We start from the raw sequence: 18,952 nt of genomic DNA, 5'->3' as shown, positions 1-18,952 counted from the left end.
CTCAGGCTGACTGACTGCTTTCTACGATTTCAGATTCCGACAATTTCTCAGGATTCGCCGCCATAAATCTGGCGAGCATATTATCCATGGTGTCGACATGGTGCTCAAACCAATGCGGCAATTCTTCTGCCAGTCGAGGTGCCAAGTCAGTGTCTCCGTCCAGTACTCGCTGACGTACTTCGCGCATCACCTCCAACACCGCATCATGCTCTTGCTTGTGGCAACCGGCTGGTGGAAATCCGGTCTCAGTCATCCAATTATTTTCTTGCTCAAAATGTGCTATCGAATGCTCAATCAGGGCATCGAGTCGTTGGATAAAGGTGGGGGGATTATCCTCAGCCAGTGCCCCACACAGTTGCACAAACTCTCTGTGGGTATCGTCCATCGGTTCGTAATTCAAACTCAGTCGATCCGACCAAGACCATGTTTCCTGACTCATTATTTTTTCCTCTTGCTATAAAGTGCCAAGATTATGGCCGAACAACAAAAACTTTGCTTGTTCAAAATCATTCTAGCAATAAAAACAGCGCACAAAAGTGCGCTGCATAAAAAATAACATGTTTAGCTAACTGGCTTTACTGCCCGGATGTAAAGTTTGAAGGTAGCTGTCAGCTTAGGCCGTTGTATTAACATTTCGCCCCAAGTTAAGAGGTAAATTAGAGACCGACGGCGTCGTTGCGACCGGGGTTGGGGTAGGAATTGCAGAAATCAAAGCCGCAGCATTTTGCGCCTCAATATCGCTAGCACGTTTTAACACGGCAATATTGACGGCATCACTCGTTCCTACTTGTGCCAGTGTTGTTGCAACATTAGCAATATCAGTAACTTCCATGACAATTCCCCTTATCTATGCGAGTGGTAACGGCAAGCCTTAACCGCTTCTTTAATTTATTTTGCTCAAAAATTATATTTAAATTTTTACGGCGAGCGCAATTACACAATTATTCTAAATAACAGATCACTTATTACATAAATAACAATAAATAATTACCCCAACTTAAATTATTAAAGAAACGAACGTTCGTGCAATAAAAAAACCAATTTGTTACAATGCAGCCCGCCTGAGATTTTACGATTACGACTATTTCAATCAAGAGCTCTCTCAGGGAAAAATTCTCATTACACAAGGTCTACCATGTTCAACACAAAAACCATGTCCGCCGTCGTTGCACTCTTCGCATTTACTTTCAGTGCCAATTCTATGGCACAAGCATACGTAGGCGGTACAGTGGGTCAGGCACGCTGGGAAACCAGCTGCTCTCAAGCAAGTTTTTGCGATACCTATGACACGTCTTTCTCAGTTTTAGGCGGTTATCATTTCAACGCGAACTGGGGCACAGAAGCCAGCTACACCTCTTTAGGCACTATTCACGCAAGCAGCTACACAGCAACCGGTCCAGCTGCTGCGTCGATCAAGGCGAAAGGATTTGATCTCTCTGGTGTCTATCGCCACCAGATCATGGAAAAAGTGGAAGGTTTTGCTAAAGTTGGTATTGCATTTACAAAGGCAGAGACCAACGGTTACGCTGGTGGTTGGCCAATCAACGGGTCATTGAACTCAACTAAACCCGTCTTTGGCTTTGGGGCCACATACGCAATCACTCCGCGCGTGGCGCTGAGAGCAGAAATCTCATCTCGCAAAGTGGATATGACTACCACTACCAGCACCACCGCAAACAATTTTAGTATTGGTCTGCAAGCAGGTTTCTAAATTTTCACAATATAAAAAAACCGCAAACACTGAAGTGTTGCGGTTTTTTTTCTGAAGAGAATGAGAGCCCGAATGCCTAGCTTCAACCACTATTACGCAAACCGGCAGCGATACCGTTAATCGATAAATGAATGCCACGACGAACGCGTTCATCTTCATCACCGTTACGGAAACGCTCTAACAACTCCACTTGCACGTGATTTAATGGTGAAAGATAAGGGAACCGATTTCTGATAGAACGTGCTAACAATGGATTCGCAGCCAGCAACTCATCCTGACCAGAAATCGCCTTTAACACCTCGATTGTCAACGCATGTTCTGCTTCCATGCGCGGGAAAATACGTGCGCGTAAAGCATCGTCCTTGACCAATTGCGCATAGCGACTCGCAATCCCTATGTCACTCTTCGCCAACACCATCTCCATGTTGGACAATACGGTCGAGAAGAATGACCACTCCTTGAACATCGCCTGCAAGGTTTGCAGACCATGTTCAGGGTGTGTTTTCAAGTAATGCTGAACCGCAGCGCCAAAACCAAACCAACCCGGCAACATCAGGCGACATTGCGACCAACTAAATACCCAAGGAATGGCTCGCAGGTCTTCAATCGCAGTCGATTTTTTTCGAGATGCCGGGCGGCTGCCGATATTCAATCCGGCGATCTCTGAAATCACCGTCGACTCCCAGAAGTATTGTTCGAAACCTTCCGTCTCATAAACCAGGTCGCGATAGGCTTTAAATGCGTGCGCCGACAACTCTTCCATTGCCGATAAAAACTCTGGCTTAGGCGGCTGTTCAGCATCTGCCAGCATACTCGCTTCCATCGTTGCTGCTGCGAGCACCTCCAGATTGCGGCGCCCTACCTCTGGATTACCGTATTTGGCAGTAATTACTTCCCCTTGTTCAGTCAGGCGAATCTGCCCTTGTACCGCACCAGCGGGTTGCGCGAGAATCGCCTGATAGCTGGGGCCACCACCACGACCTACAGAACCACCGCGACCATGGAATAAGCGCAGTCGCACTTGATGACGAGCAAAGACCTGCACCAGATCCAATTCAGCTTTATACAATTCCCAGCCAGAAGTCAGAAAACCGCCATCTTTATTACTATCGGAATAACCCAACATCACTTCCTGCGCATTGTCGCGACTAGCCAGCAGCCGCGCGTAAGCAGGAATAGCAAACAATCTATCCATTACTGGCGCACTGTTTTGCAAGTCTTCAATCGTCTCAAACAGCGGGATAATATTGACGTCGAGACGCCCTTCTGCCGGATGCAGTAAGCCTGATTCTTTGAGCAATAGCGCTAATTCCAACATATCCGACACGCCGTCGGTTTTGGAGATAATGCAATTTGGAACTGCGCCATCACCGTAGCGCTTTTTAGCGGTTGCCGCTGCGCGATAAATCGCTAATTCAGATTGCGTTTCTTCGGAATAAACCAGATACGGGGAAGCCAATGGTCGGGCAGAACTGATTTCAACAATCAAGGCCGCAATACGCTCTTCTTCTGACATCGCCAGATAACTCACTTCTGGATTCGCTGCTTGCAATAATTCAGCGACGACGCGCTCATGCACATCAGAATTCTGACGCAAATCGACTGGCGCCAAATGAAAACCAAACACTCGTACTGCGCGGCGCAGGTGACGCAGCCGGCCGCGCGTAATCGCTGCAGAACCATGCTCCAACAAAGATTGGTGAACGATATCAAGATCCGCTGCCAGCTCTTCGGCTGTCGCATACACCGGCGCATCACCGCTAGGCGCAATGGTTGGCAACAAACCCAGCAAATGCGTATACGTCGCCGCAACACGCGCATAAATGCCGCTGATCGCCAGGCGATATGGCTCATCAGAACGATGTGGAGAGTGATCGGGGGAACGCTGCGCTAAGGCCTGCAACTCGTCAGACACTTTAACCAACAAAGTCGCCATCGATAACTGAGAGCCTAAGGTATGCAATTCGTCGAGGTAAAATTTAAATGCGCGGGTGCTTTGCATCGCCAGCGTTTTTTCGAGTATTGTCGCTGTTACAAACGGGTTACCGTCACGATCACCACCGATCCAGCTACCCATTTTCATAAAACTCGGCAACTCTGTCTGCTTAAATGCAGGATCTTTACTGACGAGCAAATCCTCAAGACCCGCGTACAACTGAGGCAACTCATGTAAAAACGTGTAGTCGTAAAAGCTCAACCCATTTTCTACTTCATCAAGCACTGACAGTTTAGAGGTACGCAACATACGAGTTTGCCACAGCGTGAGTACCGCACGTCCTAATGCTTCTTCATTCGCAGCCGCTTCTTCGGGCGTCAATTGCATGCGATCACGCTCGTCAAGCAATCGTGTAATCACCATCTGGCAATTCAAGATACTCTTGCGCTGCACCTCGGTCGGATGCGCGGTCAATACCGGCACAACCTGCGCAGCCTGAAAAAAGTCAACGAGCTGCTGCGTGGTGTGTCCGGTGTTATAAAGTGCCTCTATCGTATGCGCCAAACTACCCGCACGCGGTGCAGAGCCAGCAATCTGATGGGCACGGGTACGGCGAATATGATGCTGATCCTCCGCCAGATTTACCAGATGCGAAAAATAACTGAATGCACGTATCACCTGCGTCGTCTGGTCATTGGTCAGACTATCCAAGGTCGACTCCAGCTCGGTACGCGCCGCCTCATCCGCATCACGCCGGAAGCGGATCGAGTTTTGTCGTACTTGCTCAATTAAATCGAACACTTCGTCACCGTGTTGACTTCTTACCGTATCACCTAGCAGGCGCCCAAGGCGGCGAATATCTTCGCGCAAGCTCTGGTCTTTATCGTCGTCTTTATCGTTCATTTTGTGTTGAGGTTGGAGATGAGTATTCATGCTGACGAAATTCTACGGTAGGAGTAAACAAGGAAAGATGAAAATTCTTGATGCATTACATTGCGCACGTAATTTCCTCAGGCATTCCAGCATAAAGCCATGAATTGACATGAGGCTTACATACAACAATTTATACGACAAACTACACAGATCGCAGAACACCCCGGGCGAAGGAAGCTACAGAAAGTCATTCAGATAGCGACTTTACGTTCCCCAAGCAGTTCTGCAATGAGTTTGAATGATATGGATATCTACGCAGCGTTTTTATACTTTTGACTGCGTTTAACCGCCATGAGCAGGCCTTTGGTTGAGCTGTCATATTCTTCTTTGACTGCGGCAGGATCAAGACTAATCAATTGCTGAGCCAGTGATTTGCCCAATTCGACGCCCCACTGATCAAACGCATTGATATCCCAAATCACGGATTGCACGAACACCTTATGCTCGTACAGTGCGATCAGAGCACCAAGGCTGCGCGGTGTTAATTCATTGAGCAACACGGTTGAGGTTGGGCGATTGCCCTCAAATACGCGCGGTGCCAGCATTTTTTCTGGCAAATCACCCAATTCTGCGCGTACCTCTTCCAGACTCTTGCCCCAAGCCATGGCTTTGGATTGTGCAAAGCAATTGGCCAGCAAGGCTTGATTGTGTCCAGGCAAACCAGCATCATCATCAGCGACGACAATAAAATCAGTCGGAATTATCGTTGCACCTTGATGTAATAGCTGGAAGTAAGCATGCTGCCCATTGGTCCCCGCTTCACCAAACAAAATCGGTGAGGTTGTGTAATCAACCCGATGACCTTCACGCGTGACCGACTTGCCGTTACTTTCCATTTCAAGCTGCTGTAAGTAAGCCGGCAAGCGCGTCATACGCTGATGGTATGGCGCAATCGACAACGCTTGCAGGCCAAGGAAATTAATATTCCAGACACCAATCAATGCCATTAACACTGGCAGATTTTGCTCTAACGGCGCTTGCGCAAAATGTAAATCCATTTCATGCGCACCCGCCAGCATTTCTTCAAAACGATCTGCGCCAACGTACAAAGCAATCGACAAACCAATCGCACTCCACATGGAATAACGCCCGCCCGCCCAATTCCAGAACGGGAACACATTTTCAGGAGCGATACCAAATTCAGAAGCGGCCTGCACATTGGTACTCAATGCAACGAAGTGTTGACGAATTTGATCTACAGGGCAGCCATGCGCCAGCATCCAATCACGTGCGGTACGCGCATTGGTCAGCGTTTCCATCGTCGTGAAGGTTTTTGATGCAACCACAAACAAGGTTGTTTCCGGATCAGCATTAGCGAGGGCGTCTGCAACATGACGACCATCGACATTCGAGACAAAATGTAAGGACAGGTTTTTTTGCGACCAAGGTGCCAGGGCGATACATGCCATTTGCGGCCCCAGATCAGAACCACCAATCCCAATATTGACGATAGTGCGTATCGCTTTGCCGGTATAACCAAGCCAACGTCCTTCGCGCACCGCATCACTGAAGGTGCGCATCTGCGCCAGCACCTGATGGACATCCGCCGCGATGTTGACGCCATTCAAATCAAATGACTCACCTTTTGGCAAACGCAAGACCGTGTGTAGCACGGCGCGATTCTCAGTATGGTTAATCGCTTCACCACGCAACATCGCATCGCGTCTCGCTTCAACATCCTGCTGCCGCGCGAGTGCCAGCAAATTCAGCTTCGCCGTCGTATCAATTCGCTGCTTAGAATAATCGAGCATAATCCCGCATGCTGACGCCGAAAAATGCGTAAAGCGTTGCGGGTCAGCGCGAAATAATTCTTTTAAATTAGGCAAATTGGTTGCACGTTGCTGCAACAAACACCAAATCGGAGTACGCGAAACGGAAGTAGCCATGATCTTGCTTTTACACTTTGAATTTTAGTTTTTGCAAAAATGGGAGGAATATTGCCGTCATCGCCAGGATTACCCTTTTGAATCTTAACTAACGGCGTCTCTTAAAAATATTCCACCCAGGTCGGATAAAAAATGACGAACAAAAATGACAAATAAGTTTATTTCTTACCTGCTTGTGCCGCCGCAACTGCCAGCGTCGCAATCGCAGTCCAATCGCCAGCATTAATCAGCGATGCCGGACACATCCAGGAACCACCAACACACAAGACATTTGGTTGCTGCAACAGAGCAGGTGTTGATTCCACGGTCACGCCGCCAGTTAGGCAGAAGCGCACATCAGGGAATGGACCACCCAACGCCTTTGCCATTTTGGTGCTGCCGACGATATCGGACGGGAACAATTTAACTACATCAAAACCATGCTCCAGTGCCAACATCAAATCACTCGCACCGCCAACACCCGGGAAATAAGGCAAGCCCGATTCTGCTGCCGCTTTCGCCAGTGCTGGTGTGATGCCTGGGCTGATACCAAACGCAGCGCCAGTTTCTTTCACGGCATCTAATTGTGCTTGCGTCAGAATCGTACCCGCACCAACGGTGACAGTTGGACATGCTTTGACTACTTCACGCAGCACTGTCATCGCATTTGGTGTCCGCAAAGTGATTTCAACCGCTGGCAAACCATTTTCTGCCAAGGTAGTCACACAGCGAATTGCCTGATCCACATCATCCGTTACCAAAATCGGTAATACACGGATTTGGTCCAGTTGAGTGATGATGTCTTGTTTCGTGAATGCCATAATAAACTCTCCAAAATTAATCGATAAACAAAGTCGAAGCACCATGTTCAGGCGCTGTTACTACGCGACGTTGCGCTGCAAATAAATCGCGACCATAACCAAAAGTTTCGTCTTTGCTTAATGTTCTTACTGTGCGTTGATCCCATTCTTGCTCATCGACCAAAGCACGCAGTTCGCCGGTGTGGACATTCAATTCAACCAAGTCACCATCACGTACTTTACCCAACGGTCCACCTTGCGCAACTTCCGGGCTCACATGCAGAGCTGCCGGAATACGTCCGGAAGCACCAGACATGCGACCGTCTGTGACCAAGGCAACTTTATAACCGGCCGACATCAAACTTCCGAGGATAGGTGTGAATTGATGCAGCTCAGGCATGCCATTCGCCTGCGGCCCCTGGAAAATCACGACCGCAACAAAATCCATATTCAATTCACCGGCTTTGTATGCTTTGACCAGTGCATCTTGCGATTCAAAAATCTTGGCTGGCGCTTTGACTATCCACGCTTCTTCAGGCACTGCCGATGCTTTGACGATTGCGCGCCCCAGATTGCCTTGCAATAAGCGCAGACCACCGGTAGCGGCAAATGGCTCAGTCACATTACGTACAACCGACGTGTCGGTTGAGTGCGCTGGCAAAGCTTGCCATTGGACTTGATTATTTTCAGTCAGGACTGGACGCGAGGTATGTGAATGCAGACCATGATCGCCATACACGGTCATCACATCACCATGCATCAAACCAGCGGACAGCAATTCGCGAATCACAAAAGTTGGCCCGCCTGCATCTTCAAATGCATTCACGTCTGCAGTGCCGTTTGGATAAATACGTGTCAGCAAAGGAATGACAGATGACAATTCATCAAAATCCTGCCAGTCAATGAGAATACCAGCAGCGCGAGCAACGGCAATCCAGTGAATTGTATGATTGGTGGAGCCGCCAGTTGCCAGCAATGCGATGACAGCATTGACAATAGTTTTTTCATTCACCAATTGACCGATAGGTTTGTAATTGCCGCTCTGCTCGGTCATTTGCAAGACGCGCTCGACGGCGGCGTCGGTCAATACCTGACGCAATGGATCTGAAGGATGAACAAAAGCCGCACCCGGCAAATGTAAGCCCATGGCTTCAAGCAACATTTGATTACTATTTGCCGTACCGTAGAAAGTACAGGTACCTGCACTATGATAAGCCGCGCTTTCAGCCGCCAATAATTCTTCTTTGGTGGCTTTCCCTTGCGCATAGCGCTCACGCACAGCAGCTTTTTCTTTATTCGATAAACCAGAACCCATCGGACCTGCGGGGATGAAAATGGTTGGCAAATGTCCGAACGCCAAAGCACCGATCAACAACCCCGGCACGATCTTGTCGCAAATACCTAAACACAAGGTCGCGTCAAAAGCATCATGTGTCAAAGCAACCGCCGTCGCCTGCGCGATCACATCACGGGAAAACAAGGACAATTCCATACCAGGACGACCTTGCGTCACGCCATCGCACATCGCTGGCACCGCACCCGCCACCTGCGCGGTTGCACCAAAGCGCAACGCAGTCTGACGGATTTGTTGCGGATACGACTCGTAGGGTTGATGCGCAGACAACATGTCGTTGTAGGCGGTAACGATGCCGATGTTAGGTTTTTGTGCCTGATTCAGCCAAATTTTAGTACCACTATCCATCGCCGCATTTGCATGCGCCTGATTGGCACAAGACAAACTGGCACGACGCGGGCCACGGCCACGCATTTTTTCTAACTGGGAAAGATAAGCACTGCGAAGGGTTTTGCTGCGCTCAATAATACGTTGTGTGACCTGGTTGATGACCGGGTGCAACGCGACGGAAGGAGATGTTGTCATAAACTCACCTATACCCCTGAGGGCTTCAAATAATAAAGCTTGTCAAAAATACTTATACGATGGGTAGAAAGATAGCATAATTAGATATTTTCCGTAACAAACTTTCAGAAATTTATTTAATAGCTGTTTTTTTATGCAAAACAATCAAATTTATCGTAATGAAACTACATTTCTGAAGTTTTTCTGGCATAATCAAAACGCTGGGAGAATGAGAAATAGTTTCTGCCACGTCCTTTTGCAGTGTGAATAATGGTAATCAAATAGCGGTCATCCGCTCTTTCGATAGCAAGAACATCTGGATTCAAAACAGAACAACTTAGAACACATCACGGAGTCAGTATGACCACATTTGTTTTATTTGGCGGCACAGGCGATCTCGCTAAGCGCAAGATCATCCCGGCTTTATACAGCGCGTTTGTCAATGGCCGACTGGATGACGATTTCAAATTTATCGGCGCGGCACGTGAAGGCCTGAAAGATGATGAATATCGCTCACGTGTTGGCAACAGCATTAGCGAATATGCGTCCAAAGTGAGTGGTTCTACGCCTGAAAAACTGGCGGCGTTTCTGGCATTGACACATTACACAAAAATCGATGCACGGGTACCGGAAGATTTTCAATCATTGAAGTCTTCACTCAATACCTCCGACACAAATGCAACCTTGTTCTATCTGGCTACGGGTCCGGATATTTTCATTCCTGTCGTTGAGCAATTATCCAAACACGGTCTGGTCGAAGGCAACGCGCGCGTCGTGGTTGAAAAACCGTTAGGCAGAGACGCGCAATCCGCCAAAGAAATCAATCAGTCCTTACGTAATTACCTGAACGAAAACCAGATTTATCGTATCGATCACTATCTCGGCAAAGAGATGGTGCAAAACTTATTAGCACTACGCTTTGCAAATTCGTTCCTCGAACCATTATGGAACCGCAAGTGGATACAAGACGTACAAATTTCAATTTCAGAACAAGTTGGCGTCGAATCACGCGGCGACTTTTATGACCACACTGGCGCTCTGCGCGACATGGTGCAAAACCACTTGTTGCAATTGGTTTCCATCGTAGCGATGGAACCACCAGTCAACGCCAATCCAGATGCGATTCGTGATGAAAAAGTTAAAGTACTACGCGCCTTACACAAATTTACACCGGATGAAGTCAGCAAAAAAACCGTGCGTGGTCAATACCGCGCCGGAGCGGTTGATGGTCAACCAGTGATAGGTTATCAGGCTGAGCCTGGCGTACCACAAGCCAGTCGCACTGAAACTTTTGTCGCGATCCGCGCCGAGATTGATAACTGGCGTTGGGCAGGCGTTCCGTTTTACCTGCGCACCGGCAAACGCATGGCTACCCGTAGCGCAGAAATAACGATTAATTTCAAACCAATTCCGTATTCGATTTTCGGGCAATCACAAGGACCTATGCGATCCAATCGCTTGGTCATTTCTTTGCAACCAGAAGAAAGCGTGCAATTGTTTATGAAAGCCAAAGAACCAGGCGAAGGTATACGCCTGTCTGATGTCGCACTGAATCTGGACTTTGCAGAAGCATCGAATTCCCGCCGCGTCGAATCTTATGAACGCCTGTTACTCGATGCGATGCACGGTGATCTGACGCTGTTTGTACGTGATGATGAATTGAGCGCGGCATGGGCATGGATAGATCCAATCATGAATGCCTGGCAAAATGACCATGAAGGATTGAAATCGTACATAGCAGGTAGCTGGGGTCCCTCTTCTGCCAGCTATTTATTAGCGCAACACGGTGCCGCCTGGGGCGAAGAATACGTAGAGAATTGATCAATATGTCCAATATGAATTTTCACACTTTTGATCACTTCAGCGCGCTCAGTGATGCCCTCAGCCAGCAATGGTTAGACATCATCCAAGCAGCGCCTGAAGGCTCCAGTTTTGCACTGGCTGGAGGCTCCACACCGGCGCCTATTTATCAACGCCTCGATGATTTACTGGCGCAAACGAGCCAACGTCATCCAATCAAATTGGTAGCTACCGATGAGCGCTGGGTGAGCGACGCCGATCAGCAAAGCAATGAAGGCTTGTTCCGCCGTTGCTTGCAAAAGTCAGCGCAGAAAAAAAACTGGCAGTTAGTATCTTTAAAAAACGCCAGCAACTCCCCAGAAGTAGCGACCGCTGCTATCGATGATAGACTGCAAACACAGCTACCACAGGCTTTCAGTGCGGTATTGCTGGGTATGGGTGCTGATGGTCACATTGCCTCGCTGTTTCCTGGCGCACCTACGCAACACGACAACTTGACTTGCCTGGCAGCCGTCCATCCACAAACACGTCAGAGCCGCATGTCACTCTCTCTGCCGAGACTGCTGGATACGCAAAGAATATGGTTGGTCATCACTGGTGCAGAGAAACGTCAAGTGTTGGAGCATGCAGCACAAAATAATTTACCAGTTGCGGCTCTGTTACGCGAAGCAGCTTGCGACATTGATGTTTTTTGGTGCCCTTAATTGAAAAGCTGTATTGGCAAACTGTATTTGTATAATAAATTGACATAAAGTTCGACGTAACTATTGATGTATAAAGCAGCATCAGGGCTGGCGACAATCCGCAGCCAACCGCTTAATGTTGAAACAGTCCTGATAGCAAACACACACCATGGCAAATCCTTTTTCCGACAAGAACTCAAACACCCCTTCTGAAAAAGGGCTGTTGGCACGCATCCGCACCGCTAGCACTGCCTTAAGCCGTGCTGAGCGTCAGGTAGCTGAATTTCTGCTGCAAAAGCCGCACGATGCGCTCGAAATGTCGATACGGGTTCTGGCACAAGCTTGCGATGTCAGCGAACCGACCGTCGCGCGTTTTTCACAAAGCCTGGGTTTTGACGGCTTTAAGACTTTTAAATTAGCTTTCGCCAAAAGTTTAGCCACAGGTATTCCCTATCTGCATCTGGATGTGAATCAGGCTGACCATGTAAAAGATGTCTTGCCTAAGGTATTCGACCGCACTATTGCCACATTGATGGAGGCACGCAACAACGCTAACACCGCAACTTTTGAAGCCGCGGTCAGCTTACTGGCACGCGCTCGAAGAATTGAATGCTATGGGCTCGGTTACTCTGGTGCGCTGGCAATTGATGCACAACTCAAATTTTTCCGCTTCGGCATTCCAACGACGGTATTTTGCGATGCGCATTTACAAGCGCAATCGGCATCACTGCTCAATAGTGATTGCGTGGTAGTCGCCTTTTCGCGCACAGGTCGCACGCGCGACCTGATCAACAGCGTACAGTTGGCAAAACAAGCTGGTGCCAAAATTTTAGTGCTCTGCGCCAGCGGCGGCCCCCTGGCTGATTACGCCGACGTTCACATCAGTGTTGATGTAGAAGAAGACCCAGACATCTATACACCAATGACATCGCGTCTTGCGCATTTAACTTACATCGATGCACTTGCAGTCGCCGTCACCTTATTACGCGGTCCGGCAGCCATCGATATGCTGGAAAGAGCCAAAATCAGTATTAGCGAGAAACGCCTGGATTCAAAAGTATAAAAAATAAGCTCACGGCGCTGTCAAGAGCATGTAGTAAAAACTACACAACCATCACCTACAGGACGTTTTAGGCAATACTAGGCATGTACATCAAGGAGTGAGACATGCCGATTATTGCTATTCAACAAATCATCGAAGAAGTCAAAGATTTGCCCACCCTGCCTGCTGTGGTCATGGAAATTCTGAACAATATCGACAAAGAAGATGTCGATACCCATGAGCTCGCACAAAAAGTTACACATGATATTGCACTGACAGCAAAAACACTGCGCTACGCCAATTCTGCGTACTACTCGACAATGATCAAGGTCACGACGATACAACAGGCGATCTCTTTGCTCGGTCTGAGTACAGTAAGACAAATCATCGTCACCTCGGCACTAACCGGGTGCTTTCCAGAAAATAATTGTGCTGGATTTAGTCACAAAGAATTTTGGAAACATTCCAACATTGTCGCAATCATCGCCAAAATTTTGGCACGCCGCCTGAGTTTCAATCAGGACGTGGCATTTACAGCCGGTCTTTTACATGATGTCGGCACCTTAGTGCTGGCAACATACCATGGCGCAGACTTCGAGCAAGTACTTGCCTGGCAGGCAGAACATCAATGCACACAATATAAAGCCGAAAAACATGTGATAGGAATTGATCATGCCGCGGTCGGCGAAGCACTGGCACGCCAGTGGAATTTTTCAGAACAAATGATCCTTGCGATTGCAGGGCATCATCAACCCGAAAAACCCGGTCAGGGATTTTTGGCAACCATCGTCCATGTCGCCAATGGCATTGCGCATGTTCTCAATGGAAATGCCGAACCCGATCACAGCACTCCTGAAATTACGGTATTGTCCTGGGAGAGTCTGGGACTAACTCAGGAGTCACTCGATCAGGTCTTAGCGGAAGCCAGTAAAGAATTTCAGGAACTGCAAGAAAAAATAGAGATTTGACGCCAAACTTTACACAGATTCAGAAGTCGGTTACCCCATTTTGAAATATAAAAAGCCAGCAAAATTGCGCTGACTTTTTATATTAATTTAGCGGTTCGGACTATAAGTCTGGCTGAATCAAGTGACCCAGCTTATTCGCTTTGGTATTGAGGTAACGGTTATTGTATTGATTGCGTTCAATAATCAAAGGAACATGTTCCGCCACCGTCACATTTAAGCCTGCCATTGCGGCCAACTTACGCGGATTATTTGTCATCAAACGCAAGGATTGAATACCCAGATGTTTAAGCATAGGGTCGCACAAACCATAGTTGCGCAAATCGGCGGCAAAACCCAATAACTGGTTCGCTTCTACCGTATCAGCACCATCGTCTTGCAAGTGATAAGCACGTACTTTATTGAGCAAACCAATACCGCGCCCTTCCTGGCGCAAATACAGCAAAACACCACGACCTTCTTGTGCGATTTTTTGCAAAGCCATTTCCAGCTGCGGGCCGCAATCACAACGCTGACTAAACAAGGCATCACCAGTCAAACACTCTGAATGGATACGCGCCAATACTGGCTGCCCATCAGCAACCTCACCCAGCGTCAGGGCAATGTGCTCTTTACCGGTTGCTGGTTCAAAGAAAGCATGCATATGAAAATTAGCCCAGGTTGTAGGCAATTGACAGGAATCGACAAATTCCAAAACCTGCTCTTGGTTTTCTGCAGGCGGGTTGTTGCTTAACATACGGTTCTCGCGAATTCTTCTTTTAAACAGCCTTGTGGAACGCAAGTCACTGACAAATTGTGGCAAATTGTTCCAAGTGACGGGCTAACAATACGCTGTTAGTATTAAAAATAGTAAGGATGACAAAAAAAATATCACCAAAAGAAGAAGTATAAACGACCTGCGCAAATCTTACCGGATTGCCTGAGAATTGCATCCAATTCAGTCTGAAAAGCTTAAATGATGCACATCACAGACAGGGTGAGGGCAACCTGCGCTGTGATAGTGATTGCATTGATTTGGCGGATTACACCCGCCCTAAGGTTACTTCGCCCACATGCACTAAAGATGGATGAATGTACGTTATTCAACCGTACTTATTTCCGTTTCAATTGCGTAATATCCCTCACTGCGCCTCGATCAGCAGATGTCGCCAAGGCAGCATAGGCTTGCAAGGCTTGAGAAACATAACGTTCACGATTGACAGGCTGCCACGCAGCATCGCCAAGCGCTTCCATTGCGACACGGCGTGCGGCCAAGTCGGCATCGCTGATTTTTAAATGGATACGACGCTCAGGAATATCGATTTCGATGATATCACCCTCTTCCACCAAGCCGATTGCCCCACCCTCTGCTGCCTCTGGCGAAGCATGACCAATGACCAAACCAGAAGAGCCGCCAGAAAAACGACCGTCGGTGAACAAAGCACACGCTTTACCCAGACCTTTAGATTTGATGTACGACGTTGGGTACAGCATTTCTTGCATGCCTGGTCCACCTTTTGGGCCTTCATAGCGAATAATAACGACATCACCCTCATGTACGGTATCGCCAAGAATCGCTTCGACTGCAGAATCCTGACTTTCAAATACACGCGCCTTGCCGGTGAATTTCAAAATACTTTCATCAACGCCCGCTGTTTTGACAATGCAACCTTTCTCAGCCAGATTGCCATACAACACCGCCAACCCACCATCTTGCGAATAGGCATGGGCTTTATCGCGAATACATCCTGCCTCGCGATCTGTATCAAGACTATCAAAACGCTTGTTTTGCGAGAATGCGGTCTGGGTAGGCACGCCACCTGGCGCCGCCATAAATAAGGTTTTTATTGCAGCATCATCTGTGACAGCAATATCATTATTTGCAATAGCATCTGCCAAGGTGGCGCTATGTACGGTTGGTCTGGATGTATCCAACAATCCGGCACGCGCCAGTTCACCAAGAATAGAAATAATGCCACCAGCACGATGCACGTCTTCAATGTGATATTTATCGGTCATCGGCGCGACTTTGCAAAGGCACGGTACTTTGCGTGAGATTCTGTCAATATCTGCCATCGTAAAATCAACACCGGCCTCATTCGCAGCCGCCAATAAATGCAAGACCGTATTCGTCGAACCACCCATAGACACATCCAGCGCCATGGCATTTTCGAAGGTTGCTTTGCTCGCGATTGATCGTGGTAAGACGGAATAATCGTCTTGCTCGTAATGACGCTTCGCCAATTCCACGATCAGACGACCCGCACGCAAGAACAACTCTTTACGATCAGCATGCGTTGCCAAAATCGTGCCGTTGCCGGGCAAGGACAAACCCAGGGCTTCAGTCAGACAATTCATTGAGTTCGCAGTAAACATGCCAGAACAAGAGCCACAAGTCGGGCAAGCAGAGCGTTCAATTCTACCGATTTCTTCGTCGCTGACCTTAGAATCACCTGCTTTAATCATGGCGTCGACCAAGTCGATTTTCATGATTTTTTGTTCGCCTGTTTGTTTTGGATGCAGTGTTTCCAATACTTTGCCAGCTTCCATCGGGCCGCCAGAAACAAACACAACGGGAATATTCAGACGCATCGCCGCCATCAGCATGCCAGGGGTGATTTTGTCGCAATTGGAAATACACACCATCGCATCTGCACAATGTGCATTGACCATATACTCGACCGAGTCAGCAATTAATTCGCGTGATGGCAAGGAATACAACATACCACCATGCCCCATCGCGATCCCATCATCGACGGCAATGGTATTAAATTCTTTGGCAACACCACCAGCTGCTTCGATTTCACGCGCCACCATTTGCCCAAGGTCTTTCAAATGCACGTGGCCAGGAACAAATTGTGTGAACGAATTCACCACAGCAATAATTGGTTTTTCAAAATCACCATCTTTCATGCCGGTGGCACGCCACAAAGCGCGTGCCCCCGCCATATTGCGGCCGTGGGTGGTAGTGCGTGAACGATATACGGGCATGTCTGACTCCTGTCTAACTTAGATCGACGAAAAAAGGATTTCTTTACTTTGCCTTGCAAATGCCCATATGTCAAATACGCAAATAGCCAGCGATTAATATTTTAAAAGTATAAATTAATATTTTTATCCGCACCCGGCCAAGATCTATAATAAATTTATCGATCTACTAGTTAAGTCAAGTGCATAGATAAATAAGCCATATGTAAAGGTTAAGAAAAACATGCTGTGGATAGCTGGCTCGTTATTCTTTTGCTGGATGATGGTGCGCGAATGTTTAAGCACCTTAATCACACCTGCTGGTTATGATCACCCGATTTCAAGCAAGATATCGATTCCGTTCTTAATTCTGTATGGCACACTAGCTTTAGCATTTGCCTGGCAACCATTTCAATACTGGCGTTTTGAACGTTTGCTATCAATCAAAGCAACGGAAATAGCCGACTTCCATCCAGCAAAAGTCCATTGCAACACTATTTTTGACACCTTTGTAGATCAAAATTATTTTGCAGCTGGTCATGCTGATCCTCACACCGGAAAAATCGTTTTCCAATATCCATGGTGTAATCGCCTAATGGATTATTTGCACCATCCGCAAAAAGCAAATCGCGAAGAAATCGTTAGCCTCAATATTTTTACGCATGAAAGCATGCATGTACGCGGCGAGTACAATGAAGCAAAAACGGAATGTGAAGCGGTACAGAGGAATTATCGTGCGGCAAAATTATTGGGCGTTCCAGATCAAACCGCAAAGAAAAATGCCTTGAACTACTATCTCGGTGAATACCAAAGACGCGGTGCAATTGGCGGCCTCGCTGGCTCTTATTTTTCCGCAGAATGCGCGCCTGGTAAAGCAATGGACGAACATTTGAGTGACTCAACTTGGGCACGCTAAGATGCAATATACCAACATTAAAATTCAGCGTAGAGGAAGATAGACATCCGTCACCATCTCTGATTCACTCACGTTTAGACCCACATTAACATAATGAAAAAAGAGCGGAAAACTTCTTAGTGATTCACCACTTGCTGGCAACCAGGTTTCACATAAATATCGTGCTGCACCGATGTTTTCTCGCGAACCAACATGACGCACCTTTGCACAACGCCCACCAGGAATAACTTTATTGACGACACCATATGAATTCAGTGGCACTTCTTGTTCCACCGAAATGCAAAAATCGGCGCGATATAAATCTGGCGCTGTAGTAAAAGGATCGTCGTAATGCACACCAAACGTGCGATAGCGTTCTGGCGGATAACGATGCTCAATCCGCCACGCGATCAAACGGCGCACGCTCTCATGTTCAAGATCGGGCGAACCGCGATGTTCGATAGCGGCAACTAACGTCTCTGGGAAGTCAATGATTTCTACATTCATTTTTTGCCCAATAAATTCAATTCCAAAAAATGCCAATGCGCGTGCAAGGCTTCAGGAACTTCAGTTCCGGGATATGGGCCGCACTCAATAAATCCTGTTAAACGGTAAAGTTGCTGCGCGTTTTTCATGAACGGCGCACTATCAAGTCTTAGCTTAGCATAAGCAAACTCTTTAGCATCGCTCACCACTTTATTCAACAATTGTTTTCCAAAATGCTGACCCCGAAAAGCCCCACGTATATATAAGCGCTTGATTTCAGCAACATCCTGACTGAGCGAACGCAAACCGACCATGCCAACAACTATCTTGTCTTGCTTAACCAAATAAAAAACGCTACGTGGTACTTTTTCAAAACAAATCTTATCCAGAGCGCTTTCCACGTAATCTGGAATCGACAGCCCGCTGACAACGACGAGAGAAACACCACAGACCTCCTGCATCCTCGCTGCCACCCATTCCATATATTCAATATTGATTTGAATAAGACTGGCACGGTCAGCAACTGGATCAGCAATATGAAAATCCAGTCTGCTCATACGATCTCCTTGTTCCTTCTTTATTCCGGACATGACAGTGCGTGCCTTGATTATTGAGGTGCACGTACTTTTTCTATGAATTCAAACAACAACATACCAGCAATCATGGCCGCAACAAAAATCAAAGCAGAGGGCAACCCCATACTAAGTCCAACCAAAGCTGGACCGGGACAAAAGCCTGCAAGTCCCCAACCGATACCAAACAATGCACTACCTCCAACTAAACGCAGGTCTATTGCAGTATTCGTAGGCAAATCCATTTTTTCACCAATAAAACTTACCACCCTTTTTTTTGCGATCGCAAATGCAAACAATCCAACCGCAATAGCACCTAGCATGACAAGCATTAAGGACGGATCCCAGGCTCCCGCCAGGTCAAGAAAACCTAGTACCTTACCGGGATTAACCATACCGCTAACAATCAAACCTAAACCAAACAGGAGTCCAGCAAATAAGGAAGTGAAATAAGTCATTT

17 protein-coding genes are annotated in these 18,952 nt (G+C 47.5%); 6 read left to right on the top strand and 11 right to left on the bottom strand.

The genetic code is table 11. The annotated features are described in order from the left end of the window. Position 1: 1 nt before the first annotated feature. Complete coding sequence (locus tag ACO0KY_RS05755) at positions 2–439, bottom strand: hemerythrin domain-containing protein (RefSeq protein WP_423044807.1); 438 nt, start codon at positions 437–439, stop codon at positions 2–4. 174 nt (positions 440–613) lie between these two features. After that, positions 614–832, bottom strand: coding sequence for a YjfB family protein (locus tag ACO0KY_RS05750; protein WP_423044806.1), 219 nt, complete (start codon positions 830–832; stop codon positions 614–616). Positions 833–1,135: 303 nt separating this feature from the next. Here ACO0KY_RS05750 and ACO0KY_RS05745 point away from each other — a divergent pair, with 303 nt between their 5' ends. Continuing rightward, complete coding sequence (locus ACO0KY_RS05745; protein ID WP_423044805.1) at positions 1,136–1,711, top strand: outer membrane beta-barrel protein; 576 nt, start codon at positions 1,136–1,138, stop codon at positions 1,709–1,711. 82 nt (positions 1,712–1,793) lie between these two features. On the opposite strand, the gene ppc is transcribed toward ACO0KY_RS05745, so the two are convergent. From ppc to edd, 4 genes are all read right to left on the bottom strand, one after another. Then, positions 1,794–4,580, bottom strand: coding sequence for a phosphoenolpyruvate carboxylase (gene ppc, locus ACO0KY_RS05740; protein WP_423044804.1), 2,787 nt, complete (start codon positions 4,578–4,580; stop codon positions 1,794–1,796). A gap of 251 nt (positions 4,581–4,831) precedes the next feature. Beyond that, positions 4,832–6,466 carry a glucose-6-phosphate isomerase gene (gene pgi / locus ACO0KY_RS05735; RefSeq protein ID WP_422992734.1) on the bottom strand — a complete coding sequence of 545 codons (1,635 nt, stop codon included), beginning with the start codon at positions 6,464–6,466 and terminating at the stop codon, positions 4,832–4,834. Between the two features lie 158 nt (positions 6,467–6,624). Next, positions 6,625–7,266, bottom strand: a complete 642-nt coding sequence (gene eda, locus ACO0KY_RS05730; protein WP_423044803.1) for a bifunctional 4-hydroxy-2-oxoglutarate aldolase/2-dehydro-3-deoxy-phosphogluconate aldolase — start codon at positions 7,264–7,266, stop codon at positions 6,625–6,627. A 16-nt stretch (positions 7,267–7,282) separates the two neighbouring features. Beyond that, on the bottom strand, positions 7,283–9,124 hold the full coding sequence (edd, locus tag ACO0KY_RS05725; RefSeq protein ID WP_423044802.1) for a phosphogluconate dehydratase: 1,842 nt from the start codon (positions 9,122–9,124) through the stop codon (positions 7,283–7,285). Positions 9,125–9,463: 339 nt separating this feature from the next. On the opposite strand from edd, the gene zwf reads away from it, so the two are divergent. The 4 genes from zwf to ACO0KY_RS05705 all read left to right on the top strand — a co-directional run bounded on the left by zwf (position 9,464) and on the right by ACO0KY_RS05705 (position 13,596). Then, positions 9,464–10,924 carry a glucose-6-phosphate dehydrogenase gene (zwf, locus tag ACO0KY_RS05720; RefSeq protein WP_422992740.1) on the top strand — a complete coding sequence of 487 codons (1,461 nt, stop codon included), beginning with the start codon at positions 9,464–9,466 and terminating at the stop codon, positions 10,922–10,924. A gap of 5 nt (positions 10,925–10,929) precedes the next feature. Next, entirely contained in the window at positions 10,930–11,607 is a 678-nt protein-coding gene (gene pgl / locus ACO0KY_RS05715) for a 6-phosphogluconolactonase (RefSeq protein WP_423044801.1), read from the top strand. A 148-nt stretch (positions 11,608–11,755) separates the two neighbouring features. Beyond that, entirely contained in the window at positions 11,756–12,649 is an 894-nt protein-coding gene (locus ACO0KY_RS05710) for an SIS domain-containing protein (protein WP_422992744.1), read from the top strand. A 104-nt stretch (positions 12,650–12,753) separates the two neighbouring features. Further along, on the top strand, positions 12,754–13,596 hold the full coding sequence (locus tag ACO0KY_RS05705; RefSeq protein ID WP_423044800.1) for an HDOD domain-containing protein: 843 nt from the start codon (positions 12,754–12,756) through the stop codon (positions 13,594–13,596). Between the two features lie 100 nt (positions 13,597–13,696). Here the strand turns inward: ACO0KY_RS05705 and ribA are convergent, their stop codons facing one another. Next, positions 13,697–14,329, bottom strand: a complete 633-nt coding sequence (gene ribA, locus ACO0KY_RS05700) for a GTP cyclohydrolase II (protein WP_186910497.1) — start codon at positions 14,327–14,329, stop codon at positions 13,697–13,699. A 356-nt stretch (positions 14,330–14,685) separates the two neighbouring features. Then, a complete protein-coding gene (ilvD, locus tag ACO0KY_RS05695) occupies positions 14,686–16,563 on the bottom strand; it encodes a dihydroxy-acid dehydratase (protein WP_423044799.1) in 1,878 nt (625 codons plus the stop codon). Positions 16,564–16,783: 220 nt separating this feature from the next. On the opposite strand from ilvD, the gene ACO0KY_RS05690 reads away from it, so the two are divergent. Next, positions 16,784–17,455: a hypothetical protein gene (locus ACO0KY_RS05690; protein ID WP_423044798.1), complete on the top strand. Its 672-nt coding sequence runs from the start codon at positions 16,784–16,786 to the stop codon at positions 17,453–17,455. 24 nt (positions 17,456–17,479) lie between these two features. Here ACO0KY_RS05690 and ACO0KY_RS05685 read toward each other — a convergent pair whose 3' ends face one another. The 3 genes from ACO0KY_RS05685 to ACO0KY_RS05675 are packed head-to-tail and all read right to left on the bottom strand — an operon-like array spanning position 17,480 to position 18,950. Further along, positions 17,480–17,941, bottom strand: a complete 462-nt coding sequence (locus tag ACO0KY_RS05685) for an AraC family transcriptional regulator (protein ID WP_423044797.1) — start codon at positions 17,939–17,941, stop codon at positions 17,480–17,482. Beyond that, positions 17,938–18,477, bottom strand: coding sequence for a GNAT family N-acetyltransferase (locus ACO0KY_RS05680; RefSeq protein ID WP_423044796.1), 540 nt, complete (start codon positions 18,475–18,477; stop codon positions 17,938–17,940). The genes ACO0KY_RS05685 and ACO0KY_RS05680 overlap by 4 nt, the downstream gene beginning before the upstream one ends. A gap of 50 nt (positions 18,478–18,527) precedes the next feature. Then, complete coding sequence (locus ACO0KY_RS05675; protein WP_423044795.1) at positions 18,528–18,950, bottom strand: DUF6691 family protein; 423 nt, start codon at positions 18,948–18,950, stop codon at positions 18,528–18,530. Between the last annotated feature and the right edge of the window lie 2 nt (positions 18,951–18,952).

This window comes from Undibacterium sp. Dicai25W (assembly GCF_049340505.1).
Taxonomy (GTDB): Bacteria; Pseudomonadota; Gammaproteobacteria; order Burkholderiales; family Burkholderiaceae_D; genus Undibacterium; species Undibacterium jejuense.
This window is presented reverse-complemented; position numbering and strand designations above follow the sequence as displayed.